A 20,022-nucleotide genomic window follows, 5' to 3' on the forward strand; every position below is an offset into this window, starting at 1 on the left:
CCCATGTATTCTACTTTTCGAATATATATTTTCTATCTTCTGCTTTTATCCGGTTTCTTTGCTAATTGTATCATTGTTTCGAGATCGGAACTTTCTACTCCATCTGCTTTAAACGAGGGCAAAGTATTAAAACATTATAAAAAAGTTTCTCTTAAAGTGATCTATATCCCTGAAAAGGATGATCATGCTTATAATCTGGAAGAAGAAGAACAAAAAAACAGAGAAGAATCTTGGACTAATCTGCTTATTTCCGCATACGAGGATTCCGGATTATTTAGAGAGGTTGGCACTTCTGTTGATGGAGATCTAAAAGTCCAAATTAAGATCGTAGAATCTCAAGCAGAAGATCGAGGGATAGATTACGCATTTTCCAAAGGTTGGGGTTTCCGTCCTTATCGAGAAGAAGGTTCCTTTGCAATGAGTACAGATTTTTACAATGCGAAGGGAGAACTTTTAGGTTCTGTAGATTTAACAGAAACATACGATTACTATTATCAGATTTTATTTATATTTTTAAGTCCTTTTTATTCTCCAAGTGGAGAATACGAAAGATTAGGACGATTTATGGGATTAAAAACTTTAGATAGAGCATTATCTAAGGAAATTTTTATCCCCAGAAAGTGATCTCTAAAAATTTTTTGAAATAGTTTACCCATATCCCGAACAAGATCAAATTGCTTATCGCAAATATGATTAATCTATGGATAACGTTGTTATAGGTGAGATGGATGGTACTATGCAAAGTCCTAAGTGCCACATAAATCCATGATAGTTGAAAATTTAAGGGATCAATGAAACCTGTTAAGTATTGTATCAAGCAGATTAGATAGAATAATAAGGGCATTTCCAATAGATTCATATAGTTCCGATTTGCAATAGTCACCCATTGAGGAACATTTTTGGATTCTCCGAATTTAAAATCGTCCGGGATTACTTTTCCTATAAATCCTGCGTATAAGCGACGAATTGGGATTTGTAGTAATACGAAAAAAGTCAGTAGAACTAACGCTCCGATCGGTAAAAGCCAATATTCTTTTTGCATTTATAAACCTTTTAAATCAAAAATAGAAATGGAATGGTTTTGCATTATAATCTGCAAGCAAAAGACACAGAATTTCAAAATCTTCCATTTCTATTTTCATTGACTCCAGCGACTTTTTGAATAATCTAAGGCCCCTTTATCGTCGTCTAATAACCTAATATACAAAATGCAAAAATCCCTGGAAAAGTTAGTCTATCACTGGATACAAAAAGATTGGGAGGCTTTCCAGTTCACTCAGGCCGAAGGAATGGATGGTATCTGGGCCTTGGATCTTTCGGACAGATCCAGCTTTTGGATCAATCCTAAATTTCGATCTATTCTAGGACTTCCCAATCAAGACCAAAACCTTTCTCCGCTTTCTTGGAAAGATCTTTTTTCTAAAAACGATTATGAACTCATCGATCGTCAGTTGGAAAGAACTTCTGAATCGGCATCTATATCCATTTGCTACAAAACTCTTCTAGGCAACGAAATAGAGACAGATACTAAAATTATCATTCTTGGAGATCAATCCGGAGATCGTATTTGTATCGGCGGGGTCACGGTCTTGAAAGGATCGGAACTGAATTTGATGAAAAAGGAATTAGATTTCCTTTCGGTGATCAATGCCTTGCCAGACATGATTGGTTACTGGGATTCCAATCTGATTAATCGGCTGGCAAACGATGCGTATCAAAAATGGTTCGGAATAGATTCCAAAAAAATAGTCGGCTTACATATGAAGGCTGTTTTGGGTGAGGAATTATTTAAATTAAATTATCCTCATGTTGAAAAGGTTCTAAAAGGGGAGCCACAATTATTCGAAAGAAAGATCCCCTCTGCCGATGGGAAAAGTTTCCGCTATTCTTTAGCCAAATATTTACCTGATATTCGAGAAGGTAAGGTCGTCGGTTTTTCAGTTATCGTAAACGATATTTCCCAGATCAAGATTGCGGAAGCTGCCAATTTGAAATTGGCGAGGATTGTGGAAGCTTCGGACGATGCAATTATCGGAAAGGATCTGGATGGAACAATTAACTCCTGGAATAGAGGCGCGGAAAAGATCTTCGGTTATAATGCTAACGAGATTTTGGGATCGAATTATGAAAGTCTACTTTCAAAAGATTCAAAAGATTCTGAATTAAAAATCAATCAAAGGATGATCGCGGAAAAAGAGACTATTCGTTTTGAGTCTGTCCGCAAAGACAAAAAAGGACATTGGAAAGAAATGTTTATTACACTTTCTCCTATGTTCGATTCTTCCGGCAAGCTGACTGGATCCGCAGAGATTGCGAGGGATATTGGTGAAAGAAAAAGAATGGAAAGTTCTTTTAAGAGCGCCTTCGAATATTCAGCAATCGGAATGGCAATTTTGGATCCGGAAGGTAAATGGATCCAGGTAAATGGAAACTTAATCAAACTGTTTGGTTACAATTGGGAAGAATTATCTAAACTGACATTTAAAGATATTACTTATCCGGAGGATCTTGGAAAGGATCTGCAGTTAGTATCTGAAACCTTGGAAGGAAAAAGATCCGGTTATCATTTAGAAAAACGTTATGTTAAGAAAAATGGAGAGGTAGTTTGGGTTCTTCTCTCGGTAGCTTTGGTTCGAGATGCAGAAGGGAAACCAAACCATTTCATTTCCCAGATCATGGATATCGATCAATTTAAAAAAACCGAGGAACAACTTATTCACGCTAAGGAGCTATTAGAACAGACTAGTAAATTGGTCAGAATCGGCGGATGGGATATGGATCTTAAGCGGAATGTCGGATCTTGGTCTTCCGTTACCAAGGAAATGCACGAGGTGCCTCCTGACTTTGTCCCTAATATCGAAGAAGGTTTAAAATTTGTTAAAGAAGGGGAAAGTAGGGAAAAAATTACCGAGGCCGTTAAGCAACTTTTAGAAAAAGGTATTCCATACGATTTAGAAATGGAGATCGTCACTGCTAAAGGAAATGAACTTTGGGTCAGGACAGTGGGGAGTGCCGATTTTGAAAATGGTGAGTGTGTTCGAATATTCGGAGCCTTATACGATATAGACAAAAGAAAGAAAGCGGAGCTTGAAGCAATCAAAGAAAGATCAAGACTTTCTGCATTCGTTGAACATGCGCCTGCTGCTGTTGCAATGTTTGATGCAGAGATCAAGTATGTTGCAGTTAGCGAAAGATGGTTAGTCGAGTATCACTTGTCTGGTAAAAATATAATTGGTCTCTCCCATTATGACGTATTTCCTAATATTTCTCAAGAATGGAAGGACATACACCAAAGATGTTTATCCGGAGAAGTTTCAAAAAATGATGAGGATATCTGGAGACCTGAAGGTTGGGATCATGATCAATACCTTCGATGGGAAGTAAGACCTTGGTATCAATTGGATGGTTCTATAGGCGGAATAATGATGTTTACCCAAGACATCACTGAAAGTTGTCTTCAGAGAGAAGAATTAAAAAAAGCGAAAATAGCCGCTGAACAAGCAAATAAAGCTAAATCAGATTTCTTGGCAAATATGAGCCATGAGATCCGGACACCTCTGAATGGGATTATCGGGTTCTCAGACCTTTTACTTAGGACATCCATGGATGCTACTCAGCATCAGTATATGATGACTGTATTTCAATCTGCCGAATCGTTACTCGATATTATTAATGATATATTAGATTTTTCAAAAATTGAAGCCGGAAAGTTAGAACTTTCCTACGAAAAGACTAACCTTTTAGAAGTTTGCAGTCAAATTGTGAATACAATCAAATTCCAGGCTCAGAAAAAGGGATTAGAATTGATTGTTAATGTAGCCTGGGATGTACCTAGATTCGTAAGAGTGGATAATGTCAGGCTTAGACAAGTTCTAGTAAATTTATTTAGTAACTCGGTAAAATTTACTGAGGAAGGTGCGATTGTATTAAAGATAGAACTTCTTAACAGAACATCAGAAACGGAGGGAGAGTTCAGATTCTCCGTTAGAGATACAGGTATTGGTATTGCGCCCGAAGCAAGAGACAAAATATTCGAAGCTTTCACTCAGGGGGATGTTTCTACAACTCGTAAATTCGGAGGTACCGGGCTAGGGCTCGCCATCTCTAATAAACTTTTGTCGATGATGGGAAGTAAACTTCAGTTAAAAAGCGAATTGGGAAAAGGAAGTACATTCTATTTCGATCTAAAGTTGAATATTTCAGAAATATTAGGAGAAGATTGGATTAGACTTCGCTCAATCAAAAAGGTCTTGGTAGCAGATAAAAATCGAGAGAACATAAAGTTGATCGGTGACATGCTATCTAAACAAAATATTCCTGCAGATTTCTCTCAAAACGAAGAGGAAGTGTTACAAGTATTGTCGAGCGGTAATAGATACGATATGATCCTAATGGAATGTGATAAGCCAGAAGGTGAATGTTTAGAATTGGTCAGAAAGGTAAGGGAAGATTTAAAGATAAGAAGTGAAGACCAACCGATCGCGTTGATTGTAGATCCTGGAGAAGGTGAATTACTCTTGGAAAAGTCGGGAAAATTAGGAATCCAAGAAGTAATCTCTAAGCCGATTCATATGCAGAAATTATTTGATATTCTCGCTAAAAATCAGATTTTAAGAGAGCCTTTTGTTTTTCCTTTAAACGGTAGGGACCAGGAGGGAGTTCCTAGAATTGAAAAAACTGCAACCGTTTTGATCGCAGAGGATAATTCTGTAAATATGATGCTCGCAAAAAGTATCGTTAAAAAGATCCTTCCAAAAGCAAAATGTGTTGAGGCCCAGACTGGAAGTGAAGCAGTAGATAAGTATAAAGAAATTAACCCGGACTTGATATTCATGGATATCCAGATGCCTGAGATGAATGGATACGAAGCTACAAAAGCAATACGCGTTTTGGAAAAAGATGGCATTAGAGTCCCTATTATTGCTGTGACCGCAGGTATCGTTTCCGGCGAAAGAGAAAGATGTTTAGAAGCCGGCATGGATGATTATATTAGTAAACCTGCAATAAAAGCTGATTTTGCTCGGATTATCTTCCGCTGGATGAGTTGATTGTGCTTAAATTATTTTGATCTTTTGCCAATAAGTCCAAGATCTTAAGACCCATTCCATAGGACCTAAAGAAAGTTTACTTTTCCAAAGTAGAGACACTATTCCAAAGAAAATCCAAATAGGAACGGTTAATAATAGAACGATATAACTGCCTATCTGGTCGAAATATCCCAAACCCCAGCCACAAAAGATCCATGTGCAAACCAAGGATTCTCCTAAATAACAGGTAAGAGAAAGTTTTCCCATTGTTTCGAACCAAATCCGATCAGCAAAACTTTTCCCTGAGTTATAATAATTTCCGAGCAAATATACATAACAAAATGTGAGAGCAGGTGCACTGAAAGTGTCAATGATTGCATATAGAATTTTCAAGAATACACTTGGATTTTCTGGAAGAATATGACGAGAATGTAATGTATAAACTAAATTTCCTAAAATTCCCAGGACTAACATCCAAGGGAAAAGTTTTTTAAATCCAGGGTTTATACTTTCCCAATCCGTAAAGATGGAATTCTTAGCTGCGTAAAAACCTAAGCAGAACATTGAGAATACTGTAGGCCACTGGTAAAATACTAAAAATGGAATAGAGAGAATAGTATCCTTGGTTCTCTGCACATTACTTTCCCAGAATCCGCCTAAATATGCTTTTCTACTTTCCGCTAACAGACGGGGGAGATTTGCTTCTAACTGGGATTTAAGTTCTATTTCTGCGAAACTCATGCCTATTCTACAAAACACAGCGATCATAATACAAAATAGAGAAAGTTTTAATATTAAAGAAGAAGATCTGTTTCTCAAAAACCAGAGTAATGACCCTAAAATTGCATAAGAAAGTAGAATGTCTCCAATGAATAAGAAAATTCCATGAAGAAATCCTAATATTCCTAAACCCAAAATTCTTCTGAAATACCTGGCTCTTGAACTTGTTTCTGGATTATTCTCTAATTGGATAAAAAAGCCATAACCGAATAAGAACGAGAATAATACATAAAATTTGGACTCAAAGAAGAATGCTACAATCCAAGAACCGATAGAATCCAGAAGAGTCGAATTTTCTCCTAAAGAAGCAACCAAATACATTGGTTTGGAAAAATAGGGTAGGTTAACTGCAAGTATTCCTAAAAGTGCAAATCCTCTTAAAAAGTCGATAAACCCAATCCTATCTCTCATATTTATCTCCTAATGTTTGGGTTTCCATTTCCAGGTAAATGCAAGTAGGATTATAGCCAGGATTGCAGAAAAAAATATTATAAATATAGAATATTCCCAGCGGAACCAAGAATATGAACTCATCCATCCTAATCCTTTAGAAAGTGCTGTTCTTCCTAAATACCCGAATAACCCAATAAATCCTGCTGCTGTCCCGACAGCCTTTTTAGAAGTAAAATCTAATCCTGCGACTCCGAGCAACATAACCGGTGGATAAATGAAAAACCCGACTACACCAAATAAAGTAAGATCCGCCCATAAATATCCAGAAGGAATAAGTAATATTCCGAATAACGCGAATAAGATCGGGACCATACAAATTAAACTGACTAATCCTCTTTTTCCTCCTACCTTGTCAGAATACCAACCAACAAGTAAAGTGGAACCTATCCCTGCGAATTCATAGATAAGAGTGCTGATCCCTCCTTTTTCCAAGCTCGCCCCCTTAGCAAATTTTAGATAAGAAGGTCCCCAATCCGTAAGACTATACCTTACTATGTACACAAAAAAGTTCGCTATTGCAAAGACCCAAATATATTTATTTAAAAGTACCAAATCTATAAAAATTTCCTTAAAGCTAAGCTCTCTTTCTGATTCAGAAACCTTTTTAGAGTCGGTTTCAGTTCCGGAATATTCTTCGATGGAAGGAAGTCCAACAGACTGGGGGGTATCTAATAATCTGAAATATAAATAGATAGCAGTTAGGAAAGAAAGAGCAGCGGGAATATAAAAAGCATTTCTCCATCCGAACCAAGAGGCACTATAAGCCGCGATTACTCCAACGAGTCCGCCTCCTACATTATGGGCGATATTCCAGACCGCAAATTTTTCTCCCCTTTCTTTAACGGAGAACCAATGTCCTAAAGATCTACCGCAAGGAGGCCACCCCATTCCTTGGAATAAACCATTTAGTCCCCATAAAATCAAATGAGTTTGGTAATCTGAAGATGCGCCAAAACATATATTACAAATCCCTGTTAGAACAAGACCTAATGGCATAAATATTTTTGGATTACTTCTATCCGATAAAGCCCCCATTAGAAATTTTCCAATACCATAAGAGATTGCTGTGATTGCTAGAATGTTTCCGATCTGCTCTTGGGAATAGGAGAGTGCCTGGCCAATCTCCTTCGAAACCACTGGAAAATTGTTACGGACAGTGTAAAAGACAGAATATCCTAGGAATGTGGCTTCTAAAATTCTCCAACGAAACTTTGGATATAAAGTTTGGACTTCCGACTTCGGACGTAATGGTTTAGAAGGACTCGGTAGAATCCAAGAAAATAGACCGTTTCTCATCGATCAGGAAGAATGATCGTATATTGTCGGCCGCACAAGTAGAATTTGATTAAAAATGTCTAAATCCAGATTCTTTAGGAGAGTAAGTTTTTCCCTCGTAAGAATATCTGACTTGAGGGGATTCACCGTCCCTCAAGGCAAAAACGGTTCCGATTTTTCGGATAGAGATCCCTTCCCACGAAGAAGGTAATTCGTCTGGTGATAAAAATAAAAGTTCTAATTCTTCCCCCGAGGTTAAAACTCCTTCTATCCCGATCGCTTCTTTTATTCCGTTTTCGAAAGGAAGTTTGTCTAGATCTAATTCTATTTTGACACCTGAAGATTTTGCCAATTTGAATACATCTTGTTTGAGTCCATCGGTAAGATCCATTCCTGCATGTATTTGGTTTTTTGAATATAAAGAACGGCTTAAGTTCAGCCTTGATTTTGGTCTTAAATGTCTGTCTAGAGCTATCTTTTTTACATCCGGAGAAAGAGAAATATGCGCTCCTTCTAATATTTTATAACCTAAAAGAGAAGCGCCTATATGACCGCTTAAATATACATTGTCCCCCGGTTTTCCGCCTTTTCTATCTACAGGAGAATCTGATTTTCCTAGTAGGGTTAAAGTTAAGTTTAACTCTTGTGTTCTGTAAGTGTCACCACCGCAGAGTTCTATCTTGTAAGAATTTAATGCTTTCTTAAATGAGTCGATAAATGGTTCTAAAAATTCTTTTCGATTGCATGAAGGAGAAAGCCCAAAATTGAAAAATGCTTTTTGAGGTGTTCCGTTAGCTGCTGCTATATCGGACACGTTCACTTCTACCAACTTATTTGCCAAATCTTCAGGACGACTCCAGTCCAGTCTGAAATGAGTTCCTTCTACAATCGTATCAGTCGTGATTAAGTTTCCTTCTTTATCCGAATAACAGTCGTTTTCCTGTTCTTTTCCGGGAGGGTATAAAGAGGAGATGAGTTCTTCTTCGTTCAAATGTTTTCCAATGTCTAAAAATCTTGACTTTGTTTTATTTCAACCCTAGTATAAGGCCATGAAATCAAGTATAAATTCTTTTTATCTATCCGCACTGATTTTTTCAGTATTCTCCCTTTCCGGAAGTTTGCAATTCAATTCGTTATCAGCAGAGGAGTCTTGCAAATATTCTATAAGCCAAGAAGCAACTGGTCTTGAATGGAAAGCTTTCAAATTCACCGAGAAAACTGGAGTGGGTGGTAAGTTTACTAAAGTAAACATTTCTGGAACGAAATCCGCAACTAAACTTCCGGATGCATTAAAGGGATTAAAATTCTCTATCGATCCTTTAGACCTGGATAGCGGAAATGCAGAAAGAGATCCCAAGATCAAGGGAGCATTTTTCGGAAATTTGAAGAAGAATGGAAAGATAGAAGGATCAATATCTTCTGCAAAACTAGAAGCAGATGGGAAATCTGGAACCGGAGTGGTTAAACTTGTATGGAATGGGGTGAGTAAAGATGTTCCTTTACAGTTCACTTTAACTGGAGAAGTTTTAGAGGCAAAAGGTTCCTTGGATGTAAACAATTGGAATGCAGGTAAGGCTTTGACAGCATTAAACACAGTTTGCAGCGAATTACATAAGAGCAAAGACGGTAAATCTGTTCTTTGGCCAGATGTGGAAATTACAATTAAATCTACTTTAAAGAAAGATTGTAAATAAAATTCAAAAAGCGGAGAGAGTATATGGCTTTCTCCGCATTCTATTAGAAATTTAAGATATTCTTAATTTTCAGCCGCCCCCACCGGAACTGGAACTTGGAACATAGCAAATACAAAGAACTTTATGATACTGGCTGCAAGTTGGCGATTGTGAGGCAAACCAATTTGACTGAGTTACGATAGTCGGATCTAGGACCGATCCTATCGTAGAGCTATTGTCCGTGCCGTCGGAACAGGACGCTCCATAGTTTCCATTTCCATCCGAGAAACTCCAGTAACGTCCCCCTTCGATACCAGCACTAGTCAGGCTAGCCTTTAAATCGTATGCAAATAGTGTGGACATTTCTTGAGACACAAGTGTGCCATTTGGTCCTCGGACTGAAACTCCGTTATAAGGAATAGTCGAATACAAAGAATTTAAATTATTTGCAGGAACTAAAGTTGTGGATACAAGAGGAGCCACACTTTGGCATTTGAAATCGATAATAGATGCTAATAATCTGTCTCGGCTACATATTTGTTGCAAACTTGCATCCAATGCGCCGGCACCTAAAATCGATAAATTTCCTTGGTAAGAAGTTATAGTAGAATAAATGTAAATTCCTTCTGGAGCTGTGAAAAGTGATAAGATTAGTCCTTCTGTGCTACAACTTCTATCTTTATCAGAACATGTTTTTTCTGTAATACAGGATTGTATAAAGAAGGCGAATAATAAGGGTATAAATAAACGATTCAGCATAAATCTGTTCCTAGATAAACGGTGAATATTCAAAATATATTATAAATTACAAATGTTTTTCAGCCACCTCCACCAGAATTGTTTGGCCTATAACAAATACAAAATACTTTATATGCTTGGTCGCAGTTTGCAGCTTGTACATTATTCCAGGTTCCAGCCGCTGAAAAGAGTGGACTTCCTATATATCCTGTGGAAGCGGAAGTATTATCGTCTCCGTCATTACAGGTAACCCCAGCGGCATAATTTCCATTCCCATCTCCGTAGGTCCAAAATTCGGTGGTACCTAAACCTGCAGCTTCCATAGTTATATGTAGATCCAGGGTGAAAAAAGAAGCCAAATCATCTGCCAGTATAAGACCTGTAGGTCCTCCTCTCATTGGAAGATTCGTCGGAATATCAGAATAGAAAGATGCTAAATTATTAGCAGATGTAAGGCTTGTAGATACTAAAGGAGCAACATTTTGGCATCCAGTATCAAGTACAGAAGCAAAAATTCGTTCTTGTTTGCAGATCGTTTGAAGGCTGGCATCCAAAGTGCCCGAACCTAAAAGTGCTAAGTTTCCTGCATAAGTCGGAATAGAAGAATATACATAGATCCCGGACGGAGCAGAAAACAGACTAAGTAAATTTTCCATAAGACTACAAGACCTGTCGTGATCGGAACAGGTTTTTGTACTCATACAAGTTTGAGTTAAAAATCCTAAAAACAATATTAAAAAAATTCGTTGTCTCATTATTTTTGCCATATCCTGGAAATGTTTGCGAGTTTATATTATGAATATATAAAGTTATTAGCCGCCCCCACCTGAAGTAGGAACATAACAAAGACAAAGAACTTTATGTGATTCTGAGCAGGAGCGAGAATCAGTGGAAAACCAACTGCTTTGGACATAGACTAAAGTATTTCCGATATGTCCCAAGCTGGAAGAGGTCCCGTCGTCTCCGTTGGAGCAAGTGTCTAAACCGCCACCGCCATTCCCATCTCCGAAACTCCAGAATGTTTGATTTCCTAATCCTGCTCCTTGCAAAGTTGTATTTAAATCTGCTGTGAATAATACTGAATAACTTTCAGCGATAATAGTGCCAAAGGGACCTCTAATCGGAACTCCTAAAACAGGCAAATCAGAATGTAATGCATTCAAAGAAGACGCAGCAACAAGAGAAGTTGAAACCAAAGGAACATATTTAGAACATTTGGAATCTATAATATTCGAAAAAATCCTTTGTTGCCCGCAAATAAAATTTAAACTTGCGTCTATCGATCCTGGACCGAGGATCGATAGATTACCGGTATAACTAGTATTTGTAGCATACATGTAAATTCCTTCGGGTGCTGAGATAAGAAGGCTCATTAATGTTGCCGTAGGGCTGCAGCCCCTATCTTGCTCTGAGCAAGTTTTGTCTGTAAGACAGCCAGTATAAAAAACACAAAGGAATAATATAAGAAGAGTGCACCGTATCATCCAACAAGGATAGAGCAGAGTTAGTTCATAGGCAAGAAATTATATTTCTCTTTTATAGCTTTAGCTCAACTTATTAAGCCGTTTTCCTCTCTCATCTTAATAACAAAGGCAAATAATTGGATGAGAGTCTGTGCATGCTGGCGCTCCTGAAATGAGCCAGCTCGTTGTTACGTCCGAGGGAGATCCAATTGCTCCCGCAGCTCCTGTGCTTGTACCGTTAATACAATTGTCTGCAGTATTAAAAGCTCCTCCTGTGTTAGAAAATGTCCAATAGGATTGGGAGGTAACACCTGCTTGCTGTAAGCTTAATAGTAGACCCGGAAAAAGATTTGTCCAAGAAGTTGCAATAATCTCTCCCCGGGCTCCTCTTATAGGATAATTAGTATTATCAGGAATACCATAGTCTCCTGGAAAATTAGAAATAGAATGTGTAGCAGTAGAAACTACAGGAAGAACATTGGAACAGCTTGTATTAATGATTGATGCAAATAAACGATTGGAAGTGCAGATATTATGGAGACTACTTTCCAAACTAGATCCATATGCAGCCAGATTCCCTCGGTAACTGGTTTGAGTTGTATATAAATATATCCCTTGAGGAGCGGAGATCATCGATAATATTTGTTCTTGTATATTGCAATTTTTGTCATGATCAGAACAAACCTTTGAACTCATACATGCGTTTGAGGAAAAAATAAAAAAGAAGCAGGATAGCTGAATTAAAAATTTCACCGCATGATTAAAAACTAAACGGTTCAGTTTTGCAAGAAATTTACTGAGGAAAACTTCAGGCATAAAAATTCTTTACGCATGAAATAAGCTAATTTAGGACTTAATAACAGAAGCAAAGAATTTTTCTATATTGATCGCAAGTCGCGATATTCGCACCCAACCAAATATTATTTTGAGTGGTAGGGTTTCCAACCTCTCCGGTATCGCCAACGGCTTTGGAAAGACCATCGATACAACTCCCCGAATAACCTCCGCCGGCAGAGGTAAAGGTCCAAAATTCCTCATTAATGATCCCGGATTTACTTAGGGAAGCAACATCAGGTCCTATTGCGATTAGCCAATTAAAACTTTTAGATACAGTATTTCCTCTCGAACCTCTAATTGTGAGATTGTCTCCATCGAAAGCTGGGAAATTTGCTGGATATTGATCGATAGACATTAGATCACTCGAGACTCCCGGAAGAATATTCCCGCAAGAAGAAATGATTGGTGCAAAGACGCGATCCTTTACACAAAGATTCATAAGGCCATCGAATAAGGTAGGCCCATATTTTGCGAAATCGCCTTGGTAGGAATTTAATGACGAGTAAATATAAATCCCTGGAGGAGGAGCGATAAACGAATATAAAATTTCAGTAAAGCTACAGGCTCTATCTTCTTTAGAACATATACTTTCTTCTGCACATGCACTAAATGAAAAAAGGGTCAAAAAAAGAAGAAGGGCAATCGATTTCACATCTAACATTCGAACCTACTTTACTTTTTATACAAGAAATTTGTTGCTATTGTGGAACACTAGTATCCGGACTAAAACTGATTCGCAAGAGAGGAAAATAATTTTTCACTCTTGCATATATTTTGGCCGCTTATCTCCGGTGTACTACCATAAGCTGCAAGATTACCTTGGTATTTTGTAGCTGTGGAATAAATGTAGATTCCGTTTGGAATAGTAAGAACAGAAGCAAATAAGGCCTGGGTGCTGTAGCTTTTATCGCTCAGGCAATTGTAATAAAGGGAAGAATATACTAAGACTATAAGGACAAAAAATCGATTTCGCATAATCCATACTCCTTATGGAGCTATACAAAGTTCAATGAATTTCTCATTACACTTGACTAAATTGTCTGAAAGTTTTTACTTCTGCCAAGATGCGTCCAAATCTTAAAGTCCGTTCTATAATTTTTTTCTTATTGGTATTGTTTCTGACTCCAAGCCTTCTCTTTGCCGATCAGACCATTCTTCTTCGCAAAGGCGGCAAGGTGATCGGTAACGTGGTGGGTCAAAATGAAAAAACGATCACTGTTCAGTCTGAAACGGGCAAACAGATCATCAATAAAAGAGAAATATTAAAAATTATTTATAAAGATATTACAAAAGAAGAAGAGAATCGCATTCGTAAGGAAGAAGAGAAGAAAGTCCAGGAAAACCCTCAAGTAGTTGAGGAGCCAATTCAAATTATCCCCCCTCCAACGTCTACGGAACCGGGCAGAAATAGATGGAGTGCAGTATGGCGTTCTGCAATTCTACCTGGCTGGGGACAATGGTATACTGACAATAAACTAGAGGCAAAGATCACAGGCGGGGCATTTTTAGCTAGTTTAGCTTATGCAGGATATTCCAGATCCGAAGCAGAATCTGCAAAAAGCAAATATGATGATGCAGTTTCCAAGAGTAGTACTACAGGCTCATTTATTTATGGAGGAGGTATTGCAAACTTCTACCTTCTCACCGTAGTCCCTGGAGCAAGAGCAGATTACGAAACTTCCGTTCATGCATATAACACAGCTGTGTACGTATTGGGTGGAGTGTATCTGGCTCAATTGGTTCGGACTTATTTTCTGGGAAAAGCTTGGGAGCAGGGGAATTCTGCTAATCCAGTTACCTGGACAGTTGTTCCTAAACCTGATTGGTCTGCTACAAGAGTAGGCTGGGGCGCGGAAGCAAGTTTTAGCCTCGGTTTCTAGGAATTTTGTTCGTATTTCCTTGACCCCTTAGGCCGGTACGCGAAATTGGCCAATACAGGACATACCCATGCCAATCGTATCTAAACCGCATAGAACTCCTTCCTTAAAAAAGGAACAAGCTAATAAAGCTTGGTACGTAGTCGACGCTGAAGGCAAAACCTTAGGTCGTCTCGCTTCGGAGATCGCAACTAGACTCCGCGGTAAACATAAACCTACTTTTACTCCTAACGTTGATTGTGGAGATAATATTATTGTTATCAATGCTGCTAAGGTAGCTGTGACTGGAAATAAAGAGACTCAAAAAGAATATTTCCATCACTCTCGTTATCCGGGTGGTATGACAGCTACTACTCTTCAAAACATGAGAGTAAAACAACCTGAAAAAATCCTGTATGAAGCAGTAAAAGGTATGCTTCCTAAAAGCAAACTCGGTGCTGAAATGTTAACTCATTTCAGAATTTTCCCAGGAACCGAGCATAATCTCGGCGCTCAAAAGCCGATCAAACTGGAACTCTAGGAGATATTAGAATATGGCAAGCGCCAAGGAAATCTGGGCAGTAGGTCGTCGTAAAAACGCAATCGCCCGCGTAAAATTAAAAGAAGGTTCCGGTAAGATTGTAATCAATGATAGAGATTACAAAGATTATCTGCAAAACAGCCGCTCTAATATCAAAGAAGCTATTACCGCTTTAACTCTGATGAACGTTGCTGAAAAGTTCGATCTTAAAGTAAATGTTTCCGGAGGAGGGATCATCGGACAAGTCGGAGCGATCCGTCATGCGCTTGCAAGAGTGATCTGCCGTTATAATCCCGAGTTCAGAGCTACTGTTAAAAAAGAAGGCCTTCTGACTCGTGACCCACGTATGGTGGAACGTAAAAAATACGGTCTACATAAAGCACGTAGAGGAACTCAGTTCTCTAAACGTTAATCTACGCTTTTTAGATCTATTTTTGGGAATGCCTGAAGTTCTTGCCAGCAAGACCTCGGGCATTTTCTGTTTTTAGGGGTATCATGAATTTTAAAAAAGTTTCCGAAGTCCGCAAAATCTTTTTGGATTATTTTAAGGAGAAGGGCCACACTGTAGTTCCTTCGTCTTCTCTTTTGCCTGCAGGAGATCCTACACTTCTATTCACTACTGCAGGAATGGTGCAGTTCAAACCATTATTTACCGGTGCAGTAGAACTTCCTTACACAAGAGCGACTTCTGCTCAAAAATGTTTAAGAACTACAGATCTCGAAAATGTAGGTAAAACGGAAAGACATTGTACATTTTTCGAAATGCTTGGAAACTTCAGCTTTGGAGATTATTTTAAAGAAGAAGCTATCGAATACGCGTTAGATTGTTCTGTAAATCATCTTGGATTCCCTAAGGAAAAGATCTGGATCACAGTATTCGAAAATGATGATGAAGCAGAGAAGATCTGGATTTCCAAAGGTATTCCAAAAGAAAGGATCACTCGTTTAGGCAAAAAAGATAATTTCTGGGGACCTGCAGGAGACAGCGGTGCTTGCGGACCTTGCTCTGAGTTATACTTAGATAGGGGACCTGAAAAAGCTCTCCCTGATTGTGGAGTTAAATACGAGTGTAAGCCAGGCTGCGATTGCGATCGTTTTTTAGAATTTTGGAATATAGTATTCAACCAATTCAACCAAGACACCGAAGGAAATCTTCATCCACTCAAACAAACAGGTATTGATACAGGTTCCGGATTAGAAAGAGTAGCTTTACTTTTGCAAGGCGTCGATTCCGTTTATGATACGGATGAACTTCGCGGAATCATCACAGAAGTAGAAAAAATCTCAGGAAAAACTTATAACGAATCTACAAAAGTCCCATTCAGAGTAATCACTGACCATATTCGTTCTGTATTATTCACAGTATCCGACGGGATCTATCCGGATAGAACCGGAAGAGGATACGTTATTCGTCGCTTAATCCGTAGAGCGGTATTATTCGCTAGAAAACTGGATCTAAGAGAACCATTCTTATACAAACTTGCAAAATCAGTATGTAATATTTATAAGGAAAGATATCCTGATCTGGAAAAACATATCTCCTCTGTAGAAAGAACACTTCTGGCAGAAGAAGAATTATTCCTCAAAACATTAGAGATTGGTTTGGAAAAGATAGAAGCTCTTGTTTCCAAAACCAAGTCCGAAGGTTCCAATACATTCTCCGGAAAAGATAGCTTCTTACTTTATGGAACTTATGGTTTCCCGGCAGAGATGACGGAAGAGATCGTAGCAGAGCATGGACTTTCTTTCGACAAAAAAGGTTTCGAAGAAGAATTAGAGAAGGATAGACAATCTTCTCGTGAAACTTGGAAAGCAAACAAGGTTTCCCTATTCACAGGAATAAAAACTGATAAGACCCAATTTTTGGGTTATGATGTTTTAGAAGCGGAGTCAGATCTTAAATTTATATTTTCAGATAATAAACAAGCCAACGCACTCAAAGAAGGTGAGTCAGGTGCATTGGTATTTTCTTCCAGTCCATTTTATCCGGAAGGTGGAGGACAGGTAGGAGATCTAGGATTTATCCGAAAAGGACAATCTGTCTTTAAGGTTTTGGATACCCAAAAAGAGAACGATATCATTCTTCATATTGGAACTGTTCTCTCCGGAAGTTTTTCGGTTGGAGACAAGGCCAAATTAGAAGTAGAGAAGGAAAGAAGAGAAAGACTCAAATTCCATCACTCGGGAACTCACTTATTAAACGGAGCACTTCGTTCGTTGCTTGGAAATCATGTTCTCCAAAAAGGATCTATCGTTTCTCCCGAATATCTTCGTTTTGATTTCTCTCATCCGAGCCCTTTAAGTGTAGAAGAAATCCGTAATATAGAATCCTGGGTGAACGAAAGTATCGGTCGCCATATTCCTGTAGATACTAAAGTTTTACCTATTGAAGAAGCCAAGAAAACAGGAGCCGTTGCAGCCTTCGACGAAAAATACGGAGATAGCGTAAGAGTTCTTCAGATGGGAGATCGTTCCTTGGAGTTCTGCGGCGGAACCCACGTAGGAAATACGGGAGATATCGGATACTTCTTCATAAAAAAAGAATCTAGCCCTGGCGCCGGAAACAGAAGGATAGAAGCAGTTGCGGGCCCGCTGGTTGTGGAAACCTTTCAAAACAGATTTGCAGAGTTAACCGAGTCAGTCCAAAATCTAAATCTTAAGATCAAAGAAGAGTTGGGGGCAGAAGGGACTGCTCTTTCTATAAAAACTATTATCCCTGGACCGGATGAGATCAGATCTTCATTCGAATCCAAAGGAGCAGATGCAGTAGTTTCTCTTAGAGATCTTTCCGAAGAACTGTCCCTAGAATTGGAAGAAACACAATCCAAGTTCCTGAAAGAAAAGAAAAATAAAGAATCAAAAGATTTTGAGAATAATCCGGAAGTGATCGCGCAAGTATTCGAAAATTCGAAAATGATTGGTTCTGTTAAAATTGTTTCTGCGATCTTTGAGTCCAAGGATGCAAAAGCATTAAAAGGACTTTCTGATAATATCAAAGTCAGAGAAAAGGAAATAGTCGCCATTCTTGCCAGCAAAAATACAGAAGATGCAAGTATAGTAATCACTTGCTCTTCTTCTTTGGTTGGAAAGATCCATTGTGGAGAACTCGTAAAAACTGCCTGTGAAATTTTAGGTGGAAAAGGCGGAGGAAAACCTGATATGGCTCAAGGCGGAGGAAAAGAAGTTTCCAAAGTAGAAGAAGCAGTCAGGTCTGCATTAGAAAAGGCTAGTTCCAGCTTGAACGGGGGAAAATAATATGAGCGATCCATCATTCGATGTTGTTTCAGAAATAGATAGACCTGAATTACAAAATGCGGTTACCCAAGCAATCGCAGAGATTAAAAACAGATTCGACTTTAAAGGTTCCAAGTCTGAGATCAAACTGGAAGAGGAAAATCTGACTCTTATATCTGACAACGAAGCTAAGTTAGAAAGTGTTATCGATGTTCTAATTAATAAGATGGCTAAAAGAGGACTTGGACTTAAGTCATTTGATTTTAAATCCAAATTGGAACCTGCTACAGGCAATACTGTTCGGATGAAAGTGAAAATTCGTAATGGTCTTGAAAAAGAACAGACTAAAGAAATTACTAAGATCGTAAAGGATTCTAAACTAAAAGTAATTCCTACCATTATGGGAAATTGTGTTAGGATTCAGGGAAAGAAGAAGGATGATCTTCAGGAGATCATGAAACTCTTAAAATCTGCGGATCTTCCTTTTGATGTTCAATTCCAAAATTTTAAGGGTTAATCAAAACCTTTCCGAAAGATAAGGGTCTAATTTAGGTATGAAACGTTTTACATTTCTCGCAATTATTTCTATTTTTCTGATCTCAGGACTCTCTGCAGAGGAGGAAAATCCGATCAAGTTCAAGATCGAAAAATCGTCTCCTTCTGGTTATGTTTTGAAAGTTGTTTACCCTGAAAATTTCGGGGTCCAAAAAGAAGCTCCGCATCGTATCCTACTCAATCCTGGATCCGGATTAAAAGTGGTTTCCGCGGATCTAAAACTGAAAGGTAAAACTTCATCCCGCAAAAAAGAATATTTCGAATCAGTTGAGCCTATGCAGTTAAAACTGGAAGGGAAGGGTGAACTGGAAATTCACGCGAAAATTTTTTACTGCGATTATAACAGGAATATTTGTATTCCGGGAAAGATATTACAAAAAGAGACAATCCAATAATTAAATAGAATATGTTTGGAAAGAAAAAGCGGCAATATAGCCGCTTTTTTTATTGGAATTTGATTGTAGAAGTTCCTAGATCGTCGCGATTTAAATTACTTCTTAATTTCTATTTTTAGATCTGGTTGAGATACATGGAAGAGATAGTATGTCTTTCCATTAATTGGTTTGGAAACTTTTACGAACTTCCCTTTTGAATCCACTAACTCTTTCAGGAATTTGCGGTCTGTCGGACGAAATGAATCTCCCTTCTCCGCTATAAAAAGATTTAAGGCTCTTTTTTTAGCAAGATCCAATGCTTCGCTTTCGTTACCATCCAAGGAAGATACAACTACTTGATAAGTAGAAGAACTGATAAAACCTTCGGTTGCTTTAACAAATTGGTCATCTTCAGTCGGAGCGGATTCCTCTACTACATTCTTAGATGTTTCTTTTTTAGGTTCTTCCGTTTGAGGTGTTTTACATACGGAGATGAGAGAAACGATTAGTAATGCGAAAATCGTTTTTGTATGCATAGCGTTAGATTCCTTCGTTATGGAATTATTTTAGATTCTAAAGTTCGCTTGAGTAAATCCGCATCCACAACTCTAAAAACAAAAATGCAGCTTTTAGGGTCGCTATAATCTTCTCTGTATAAGAACAGTTTATCCAAAAGCCAAGCGAAAGAAGCTCGGTAGGTTAAATAATCAGCATTTACGATTTCCGTCTTCTTCTTTTCTTTTTTTTCTTCCGGAGCATCGTCTTCTACTGGGGTTTGTACGTTTTGGGTAGCGATAGATGCTGTACCCATAGGAGAATTAGACTTGGTTCGAACTGCTTGGGGAGGTCCAGGGGGCGCCTCATATTTGGGGACTGTTGAATTGACCCCGACCCCGATCCAAGTTTTTTTTTCTTCTGAGACTTGAGCCAATAGCAAGTTCACCGATATCTCGTCTCTTTTACGGATCGCTCTCGCCTTACAATCTTCTCTCAACGCTAATAAAGGTTTTTCCTGATTTGGGACCGGAACAGTTACCACTACTTGGAAATAATCGTGAGAAATAAAACCGGAGTCGCTTAGATTATCCCAAACCTTTCTTCTGTATTCAGGATCTGCAGGCTCGCAATGTACTAAAAAAAATGTCAGGAATAAGACCGACAAAACCCGCAACATAGTTCCTAGTTTAAAGCTCCCCTCTACAAAAACCAGCGGGAT

General features: G+C 38.4%; 20 protein-coding genes. 9 read left to right on the plus strand and 11 right to left on the minus strand.

The annotated features are described in order from the left end of the window. Window positions 1–3 precede the first annotated feature (3 nt). A complete protein-coding gene (locus tag B1C82_RS15390; protein WP_086448371.1) occupies window positions 4–624 on the plus strand; it encodes a hypothetical protein in 621 nt (206 codons plus the stop codon). Here B1C82_RS15390 and B1C82_RS15395 read toward each other — a convergent pair. After that, entirely contained in the window at window positions 608–1,042 is a 435-nt protein-coding gene (locus B1C82_RS15395; protein WP_086448372.1) for an MAPEG family protein, read from the minus strand. The two genes, B1C82_RS15390 and B1C82_RS15395, sit on opposite strands and share 17 nt — an antisense overlap. A gap of 166 nt (window positions 1,043–1,208) precedes the next feature. Between B1C82_RS15395 and B1C82_RS15400 the strand changes: the two genes are divergently transcribed. Further along, window positions 1,209–5,048: a PAS domain S-box protein gene (locus B1C82_RS15400; RefSeq protein WP_086448373.1), complete on the plus strand. Its 3,840-nt coding sequence runs from the start codon at window positions 1,209–1,211 to the stop codon at window positions 5,046–5,048. Window positions 5,049–5,054: 6 nt separating this feature from the next. On the opposite strand, the gene B1C82_RS15405 is transcribed toward B1C82_RS15400, so the two are convergent. Genes B1C82_RS15405 through thiL form a run of 3 tightly spaced genes read right to left on the minus strand, consistent with a single transcriptional unit; the run spans window position 5,055 to window position 8,526 of the window. Then, window positions 5,055–6,218 (minus strand): DUF418 domain-containing protein, encoded by a 1,164-nt coding sequence (locus B1C82_RS15405; protein ID WP_086448374.1) that lies wholly within the window; start codon window positions 6,216–6,218, stop codon window positions 5,055–5,057. Between the two features lie 9 nt (window positions 6,219–6,227). Beyond that, window positions 6,228–7,556: an MFS transporter gene (locus B1C82_RS15410; RefSeq protein WP_086448375.1), complete on the minus strand. Its 1,329-nt coding sequence runs from the start codon at window positions 7,554–7,556 to the stop codon at window positions 6,228–6,230. 49 nt (window positions 7,557–7,605) lie between these two features. Continuing rightward, window positions 7,606–8,526: a thiamine-phosphate kinase gene (gene thiL, locus B1C82_RS15415; RefSeq protein WP_086448376.1), complete on the minus strand. Its 921-nt coding sequence runs from the start codon at window positions 8,524–8,526 to the stop codon at window positions 7,606–7,608. Window positions 8,527–8,584: 58 nt separating this feature from the next. Between thiL and B1C82_RS15420 the strand changes: the two genes are divergently transcribed. Beyond that, a complete protein-coding gene (locus tag B1C82_RS15420; RefSeq protein ID WP_086448377.1) occupies window positions 8,585–9,229 on the plus strand; it encodes a YceI family protein in 645 nt (214 codons plus the stop codon). Window positions 9,230–9,298: 69 nt separating this feature from the next. Here B1C82_RS15420 and B1C82_RS15425 read toward each other — a convergent pair whose 3' ends face one another. The 5 genes from B1C82_RS15425 to B1C82_RS15445 all read right to left on the minus strand — a co-directional run bounded on the left by B1C82_RS15425 (window position 9,299) and on the right by B1C82_RS15445 (window position 12,907). Continuing rightward, on the minus strand, window positions 9,299–9,967 hold the full coding sequence (locus B1C82_RS15425) for a hypothetical protein (RefSeq protein ID WP_086448378.1): 669 nt from the start codon (window positions 9,965–9,967) through the stop codon (window positions 9,299–9,301). Between the two features lie 59 nt (window positions 9,968–10,026). Next, window positions 10,027–10,701, minus strand: coding sequence for a hypothetical protein (locus B1C82_RS15430; protein WP_157894144.1), 675 nt, complete (start codon window positions 10,699–10,701; stop codon window positions 10,027–10,029). Between the two features lie 57 nt (window positions 10,702–10,758). Beyond that, window positions 10,759–11,319, minus strand: a complete 561-nt coding sequence (locus B1C82_RS15435) for a hypothetical protein (RefSeq protein ID WP_234008413.1) — start codon at window positions 11,317–11,319, stop codon at window positions 10,759–10,761. Window positions 11,320–11,526: 207 nt separating this feature from the next. Next, window positions 11,527–12,105: a hypothetical protein gene (locus B1C82_RS15440; RefSeq protein ID WP_234008412.1), complete on the minus strand. Its 579-nt coding sequence runs from the start codon at window positions 12,103–12,105 to the stop codon at window positions 11,527–11,529. A gap of 157 nt (window positions 12,106–12,262) precedes the next feature. Next, a complete protein-coding gene (locus tag B1C82_RS15445; RefSeq protein ID WP_086448382.1) occupies window positions 12,263–12,907 on the minus strand; it encodes a hypothetical protein in 645 nt (214 codons plus the stop codon). Window positions 12,908–13,310: 403 nt separating this feature from the next. Here B1C82_RS15445 and B1C82_RS15455 point away from each other — a divergent pair, with 403 nt between their 5' ends. The 6 genes from B1C82_RS15455 to mpl17 all read left to right on the plus strand — a co-directional run bounded on the left by B1C82_RS15455 (window position 13,311) and on the right by mpl17 (window position 18,827). Continuing rightward, window positions 13,311–14,126 (plus strand): LA_0442/LA_0875 N-terminal domain-containing protein, encoded by an 816-nt coding sequence (locus B1C82_RS15455; RefSeq protein ID WP_086448384.1) that lies wholly within the window; start codon window positions 13,311–13,313, stop codon window positions 14,124–14,126. A 67-nt stretch (window positions 14,127–14,193) separates the two neighbouring features. Next, a complete protein-coding gene (gene rplM / locus B1C82_RS15460; protein ID WP_008594822.1) occupies window positions 14,194–14,643 on the plus strand; it encodes a 50S ribosomal protein L13 in 450 nt (149 codons plus the stop codon). A 13-nt stretch (window positions 14,644–14,656) separates the two neighbouring features. Next, the gene (rpsI, locus tag B1C82_RS15465) at window positions 14,657–15,055 is read left to right on the plus strand and encodes a 30S ribosomal protein S9 (protein ID WP_086448385.1); all 399 of its coding nucleotides are present in this window, start codon (window positions 14,657–14,659) and stop codon (window positions 15,053–15,055) included. 83 nt (window positions 15,056–15,138) lie between these two features. Further along, entirely contained in the window at window positions 15,139–17,898 is a 2,760-nt protein-coding gene (gene alaS / locus B1C82_RS15470) for an alanine--tRNA ligase (protein ID WP_086448386.1), read from the plus strand. 1 nt (window position 17,899) lies between these two features. Further along, complete coding sequence (locus B1C82_RS15475; protein WP_086448387.1) at window positions 17,900–18,394, plus strand: YajQ family cyclic di-GMP-binding protein; 495 nt, start codon at window positions 17,900–17,902, stop codon at window positions 18,392–18,394. Between the two features lie 37 nt (window positions 18,395–18,431). After that, entirely contained in the window at window positions 18,432–18,827 is a 396-nt protein-coding gene (mpl17, locus tag B1C82_RS15480; protein WP_086448388.1) for a cell surface protein MPL17, read from the plus strand. A gap of 95 nt (window positions 18,828–18,922) precedes the next feature. Here mpl17 and B1C82_RS15485 read toward each other — a convergent pair whose 3' ends face one another. Together B1C82_RS15485 and B1C82_RS15490 are read right to left on the minus strand one after the other, a co-directional pair. Continuing rightward, window positions 18,923–19,342, minus strand: a complete 420-nt coding sequence (locus B1C82_RS15485) for a lipoprotein (RefSeq protein WP_086448389.1) — start codon at window positions 19,340–19,342, stop codon at window positions 18,923–18,925. Window positions 19,343–19,359: 17 nt separating this feature from the next. Further along, window positions 19,360–19,968 (minus strand): hypothetical protein, encoded by a 609-nt coding sequence (locus B1C82_RS15490; RefSeq protein ID WP_086448390.1) that lies wholly within the window; start codon window positions 19,966–19,968, stop codon window positions 19,360–19,362. Window positions 19,969–20,022 lie beyond the last annotated feature (54 nt).

Origin of the sequence: Leptospira venezuelensis (assembly GCF_002150035.1) — a bacterium.
GTDB classification, from domain to species: domain Bacteria; phylum Spirochaetota; class Leptospiria; order Leptospirales; family Leptospiraceae; genus Leptospira_B; species Leptospira_B venezuelensis.

Bases quoted from the DNA above. Each gene is read 5' to 3' on its own strand.
- B1C82_RS15455 (WP_086448384.1), top strand. From the start codon at position 13,311: ATGCGTCCAAATCTTAAAGTCCGTTCTATAATTTTTTTCTTATTGGTA.
- B1C82_RS15420 (WP_086448377.1), top strand. From the start codon at position 8,585: ATGAAATCAAGTATAAATTCTTTTTATCTATCCGCACTGATTTTTTCA.
- B1C82_RS15405 (WP_086448374.1), bottom strand. From the start codon at position 6,218: ATGAGAGATAGGATTGGGTTTATCGACTTTTTAAGAGGATTTGCACTT.
- B1C82_RS15425 (WP_086448378.1), bottom strand. From the start codon at position 9,967: ATGCTGAATCGTTTATTTATACCCTTATTATTCGCCTTCTTTATACAA.
- alaS (WP_086448386.1), top strand. From the start codon at position 15,139: ATGAATTTTAAAAAAGTTTCCGAAGTCCGCAAAATCTTTTTGGATTAT.
- mpl17 (WP_086448388.1), top strand. From the start codon at position 18,432: ATGAAACGTTTTACATTTCTCGCAATTATTTCTATTTTTCTGATCTCA.
- B1C82_RS15390 (WP_086448371.1), top strand. From the start codon at position 4: ATGTATTCTACTTTTCGAATATATATTTTCTATCTTCTGCTTTTATCC.
- B1C82_RS15440 (WP_234008412.1), bottom strand. From the start codon at position 12,105: ATGAGTTCAAAGGTTTGTTCTGATCATGACAAAAATTGCAATATACAA.
- B1C82_RS15445 (WP_086448382.1), bottom strand. From the start codon at position 12,907: ATGTTAGATGTGAAATCGATTGCCCTTCTTCTTTTTTTGACCCTTTTT.
- B1C82_RS15430 (WP_157894144.1), bottom strand. From the start codon at position 10,701: ATGAGACAACGAATTTTTTTAATATTGTTTTTAGGATTTTTAACTCAA.
- B1C82_RS15400 (WP_086448373.1), top strand. From the start codon at position 1,209: ATGCAAAAATCCCTGGAAAAGTTAGTCTATCACTGGATACAAAAAGAT.
- B1C82_RS15485 (WP_086448389.1), bottom strand. From the start codon at position 19,342: ATGCATACAAAAACGATTTTCGCATTACTAATCGTTTCTCTCATCTCC.
- rpsI (WP_086448385.1), top strand. From the start codon at position 14,657: ATGGCAAGCGCCAAGGAAATCTGGGCAGTAGGTCGTCGTAAAAACGCA.
- B1C82_RS15410 (WP_086448375.1), bottom strand. From the start codon at position 7,556: ATGAGAAACGGTCTATTTTCTTGGATTCTACCGAGTCCTTCTAAACCA.
- B1C82_RS15395 (WP_086448372.1), bottom strand. From the start codon at position 1,042: ATGCAAAAAGAATATTGGCTTTTACCGATCGGAGCGTTAGTTCTACTG.
- B1C82_RS15475 (WP_086448387.1), top strand. From the start codon at position 17,900: ATGAGCGATCCATCATTCGATGTTGTTTCAGAAATAGATAGACCTGAA.
- rplM (WP_008594822.1), top strand. From the start codon at position 14,194: ATGCCAATCGTATCTAAACCGCATAGAACTCCTTCCTTAAAAAAGGAA.
- B1C82_RS15435 (WP_234008413.1), bottom strand. From the start codon at position 11,319: ATGAGCCTTCTTATCTCAGCACCCGAAGGAATTTACATGTATGCTACA.